The following is a 4,754-nucleotide window of genomic DNA, read 5'->3' on the forward strand; positions in this document are numbered from 1 at the left end:
GGCCTCATGCCACCGAACGACTACCGACCCACGCTCCTAGGAGTTTATGTACATGTCCCGCCCCTAAACCGGCGCGTTGAGGGCAGGAACTGTGCATAATCTCCGGGTGCTTCAGCAGGACCAACCCTGTTTCCGGAGTGCCTGCGCCACTCTGGAAACCACCCAGTCGGGGCCGCGTCCCATGTCGATCCGGTTGATCTTGACTTGCCGCCAGCCGGCCTCGGACACGCGTTGGTCGCGGTATGCATCGATGGCCTGCTGCTCGGGCGCCAGATGATGTTCGCCGTCGTACTCAAGGCAGGTGCGGTACTGTGGGCAGCCCAGATCCGTCCACACCGGCCTGCCCAAGATGTCCTCCACGGGATAGTCGGGCAGGAATTCGGGCAGTCCGGCGTCGTCCAGCATGAGTCTGAGCCTGGTTTCCGGGGGAGAGTCGACGCCCACACGCAAAGACTCCAAGGCCAGCCTTGCCTTGCGGACACCATGGATGCCGTTGGCCTTGGCAACGAATTCGCGCAACTCGGCCAAGGGAACCATCGCCTTCCGGGGCGCAAACGAGCGCGAGTGCTCGCTGATGATGGCGTCACCGGAAACGATCAGATCGTCCATCGGAAGCATCGTGGCAAGGTCCACCCATGTCCGGGCAATCGAGGTGAGCAGGACGCCGTCAATCTCAACCAGGTCTCCATCGCGGAGCCTCAGCCGGTGTCCGGCAATACCCCGTCGCCTGGGCAGCGAGAAATGCTGCGGACGGGACAAGTGCAGGAACCGGCCCGGTTCCTGGAAGTGGGGACCGCTCTTGCGTCCCCACGGGACAGGTTCGACGACGGCGGTCACCGGCCCGCCGTCGTCGGGCCTGAATTGTGCCCACCCGGGCAACGGCACCGCGTGGACTTCGGCGCTGCTGATGTGGCTGAGGAAGTCGCCGTCGTGAAGCTGAGTGTGGGGACGCCCCAGGTCCAGAACGGACTGTGCTCGGCCGGACGGGACGTAGATCCCGCGGCTGGGGCGGACCAGATCTCCGGCCCGCAGCCTTTTGGCGGGCACGTCCGCTTCTTTGGCGGCGCGGATGCTGAAGGCCTTGTTTCTGAGTTCCCCGGGAAGGGGCGGCAGTCTGCGCATGTTCCATTGAGGCATGCCTCGAGGCGCGAAATGGTGTTATCCACAGCCCTGCCTGTCTCCGGCGGAGTTTATGTACAGCAGATACCCCTAAGCCGGCATCTTAAGGGCGGGAAGTGTACATAAACGCCGGAGCTTAGCCGCGGCCCACGAAGGGCATGCCGGCGGCCGTGACCAGCACGGACCCGACGCTCGCCGTGGCCGGCATGTTGGCCATCATGAGGACGGCACGGGCGGCGTCCTCCACCGGGAACATGGGCTCCACACGGCGGCTGCCGTCGGCTTGGAGTGCGCCGGAACCGACGCCGATGGTGTCCATGATCTCGGTGCGCGTATTGCCGATGTCGATCTGGCCGCAGGTGATGCCGAAGGGCCGCCCGTCCAGTTCGATGCTCTTGGTCAGGCCGGACATGGCGTGCTTACTCACCGTGTACGCCACGGACAGGGGCCGCGGCGAATGCGCCGAGATGGAACCGTTGTTGATGATGCGCCCACCCTGCGGTTCCTGCGCCTTCATGGTCCGCACGGCCTCCGCCGCGCACAGCATGGACCCGGTGACGTTCACGGCCAGGGTGGCGTCCCAGTCGGCCACGCTGATCTGGTCCACGCTGCCGGAGGGACCGAAGATGCCCGCGTTGTTGAAGAGCACATCCACCCTCCCCCAGCGCTGGCGGGCCGCGGCGAAAAGCCGCCCGACGTCGTCGGGCACCGTGACATCGCACGGCACCACCAGGGCGTCTAGGTGGCCGTCCGCCGTCTCCGCGAGCTGCGCCTCCCGGCGCCCGCCGAGGGCCACGCGGTAGCCCTCGGCCAGGAGGAGCCGGGCGACCGCCCGTCCGATTCCGGAGCCGGCCCCGGTCACGACGGCGACGCGGGGCGCGGCAGCGGTTGTTTGGTTCACGTGGTTCTCCTGGTGGATCGGCGGGCCTAATCGGCTGGCTTAGCGGGCGGCGGGGACGTCCGCCGCGGTCAGGGGCCAGCCTATGACACTCTTGGGACGCGGTGCGGCGTACGTGCGGACCTTGGACGTGGACAGGCCGAGGCGGACCAGGGATTCGGCGATGGTGACGGCGGCGGCGACGCCATCCACCACCGGCACGCCGGCGCGCTGGCGGATCTGCTCGTCGAGCCCGGCCATGCCGCCGCAGCCCAGGACGATGACCTCGGCCTTGTCGTCGCGGACGGCGGCCAGCGCCTGCTGGACGATCGCTTCCACGGCGCGGTCGGGGTGTTCCTCGAGCTCGAGCACGGCCATGCCGCTGGCGCGGACGGAGGCGCAGCGGGCGTCGAGGCCGGCCAGCTTGAGCCGGTCTTCGATCAGGGGGACGGTCCGGTCAAGGGTGGTGACCACGGAATATTTGTGGCCGAGGAACATCGCGGTGCTCGCGGCGGCCTCGGTGATGTCCACCACCGGGACATCCAGGAGTTCCTGGAGGCCTTCCCGGCCGTGTTCGCCGTAGCCTGCCTGGATGACGGCGTCGAACGGTTCGGGGTAATTGACCACGCGGTCCATGACGGCGATGGCGGCGAGGTAGCTTTCGAAGTTCCCTTCGCAGGAATCGGCGCCGAAGCGCGGCGTGAGGCCAACGATTTCCGTGCCGGGGGAGGCCGCGCCGCGGGCCTGGGCTGCGATGGAATCGGTCATGGACTGCGTGGTGTTGACGTTTGCGACAAGGATGCGCATGGTGTCCTCTCAAAGCAGGCGCCCGCCCTGGGAGGACGGGCGCCGGCTTGATTGCGGTTGGGAAGTGTTGTCAGTGGGTGCTGGCGACGGCGATCGACTCACCGGAGACGTCGTCGTGGGGCTGCGTCTTGTCGGCGACCCAGTAGTAGGTGAGGGCCGCAAGGCCGGCACCGATGAACCAGGCGAACGGCGCTGCGGACGCCAGCCCGGGGATAAAGGCGATGAGGATCGCGACGGCGGCCGCAGGGACCATGGCGGTAATCGCCTTGGGGTTGACGCCCCGCTTGTAGAAGTAGGCGCCGGACGGGTCCTCGGTATAGAGCTCGGGGACGTTGACCTTGCCGCGGCGCAGCAGCCAGTAGTCGGCCATGACGACGCCGAACAGCGGGCCGAGGAGGGCACCGAGGCCGCCGAGGAAGTAAACAATGACCAGCGGGTTGTTGTAGAGGTTCCACGGCAGGATGACCAGGCCGATGATGCCGCTGACCCAGGCCGCCTTGCGGAAGTCCAAGTGCTTGGGGAAGAGGTTGGTGAGGGCGTAGACCGGGGCCACGAAGTTCGCCATGAGGTTCACGGCAACCGTGAGGATCAGCAGCGCGAGGCAGGCCAGGACAAGGAAGAGCGTGTTGGGGATGCTCTGGACGATGTCCGAGGGGCTTTCGATGACGGTGCCGTTGATCTTGTACTGCCCGCCGGCCATGATGACCACAATGGCGCCGAAGACGAGCATGTTGATGGGGATGCCCCAGAAGTTGCCGCGGACGACAGCCTTCTTGGACGTGGACGAACGGGTGAAGTCGCAGAAGTTCAGGACGAAGGTGCCGTAGATGGAGACCCACAGGGCGCCGCCTGCGAAGATGGTCAGCCACATGTCGCCGCCTTCCAGGCCCTTGATGCCGGACCACTGGATGGCTCCGCCTGCTTCGACGAAGACCCAGATGGCGATGGCAGCCATGGTGACCAGGATGATCGGGCCGGCGAAGGCCTCGTACTTGCGGATCATCTCCATGCCGAAGCTGACGATCACGAGCTGGATGATCCAGAGGGCCACGAAGGCGATCCAGCCCAAGGTGGACAGGCCAAGGATGGAGTTGCTGTCCAGGTCCTTGAGGCCGGGGGCCATGGCGACAAGCATGACGCGCAGCACCACGGAGGCAAGGTAGGTCTGGATGCCGAACCAGGCGATGGCGACGGCGCCACGGACCAGGCTGGCGATCTGGGCTCCCCGGATGCCGAAGCTGATGCGGCTCATGACGGGGAAGGGGACACCGGTCTTCTGTCCCATGAAGCCGGAGAAGTTCAGGAGGGCGAAGAGCAGCACTGCTCCGATGCCGAGTGCCACAAGGATCTGCCAGCCGCCCAGTCCGAGCGAGAAGAGTCCGATGGCGAACGCGTAGTTACCCAGGCTGTGGACGTCGTTGGCCCAGAGGGTAAAGATGCTGTAACTGGTCCAGCGGCGTCCTGCGATCTTGGTCGGGGCAAGGTCGAGGTTGTACAGGCTGGGGCTGATGGTACGGCCTGAGGCTTCGGTAGCGATCTCGCAGAGGGCTGCACTGCCCACGGACGGGTGAGTGCCCGCCACTGCTACGTGCTCCGGAGTCTCAGTGACGCTGACTGGTGAAGTCTTCTGCATCGTGGATCTCCACTTCATGTTGATTCCACATCGTGGAACCAAGTTATTGAATAGTGAAATCACTGTATGATCCAGATCACTCCCGCGTCAAGGGGGCCTTTACCAGCCCGAGAGTCACAATCGGTTGATTGGCGCGCCGCGCCCCTTCTTGTGCTTAAGGCGGGGTTGTCTTGTTGACGCTGCCCAAGTGTGCGGATAATCTCGAATCACAGAATTTTATTCTCACAATACGAAAATTCTTGAGCGCCCCACATAGCAAGCGCCCTGACATTCAATGAAGAGAGGTTGGACGTGGCTGCAGGAGAAGAGACCTCCCAT

The 4,754-nt window shown here is 65.2% G+C and carries 4 protein-coding genes; all 4 read right to left on the reverse strand.

What is annotated here, in order from left to right:
- Positions 1–111 precede the first annotated feature (111 nt).
- A complete protein-coding gene (locus J1902_RS19600) occupies positions 112–1,047 on the reverse strand; it encodes an endonuclease domain-containing protein (RefSeq protein WP_242702226.1) in 936 nt (311 codons plus the stop codon).
- A gap of 208 nt (positions 1,048–1,255) precedes the next feature.
- Positions 1,256–2,020 (reverse strand): SDR family oxidoreductase, encoded by a 765-nt coding sequence (locus tag J1902_RS18775; protein WP_207617892.1) that lies wholly within the window; start codon positions 2,018–2,020, stop codon positions 1,256–1,258.
- 39 nt (positions 2,021–2,059) lie between these two features.
- Positions 2,060–2,803 (reverse strand): aspartate/glutamate racemase family protein, encoded by a 744-nt coding sequence (locus J1902_RS18780; RefSeq protein ID WP_207617893.1) that lies wholly within the window; start codon positions 2,801–2,803, stop codon positions 2,060–2,062.
- A gap of 70 nt (positions 2,804–2,873) precedes the next feature.
- A complete protein-coding gene (locus J1902_RS18785; RefSeq protein WP_207617894.1) occupies positions 2,874–4,436 on the reverse strand; it encodes an NCS1 family nucleobase:cation symporter-1 in 1,563 nt (520 codons plus the stop codon).
- Between the last annotated feature and the right edge of the window lie 318 nt (positions 4,437–4,754).

The organism is Arthrobacter cavernae (genome assembly GCF_017368795.1).
GTDB classification, from domain to species: domain Bacteria; phylum Actinomycetota; class Actinomycetes; order Actinomycetales; family Micrococcaceae; genus Arthrobacter; species Arthrobacter cavernae.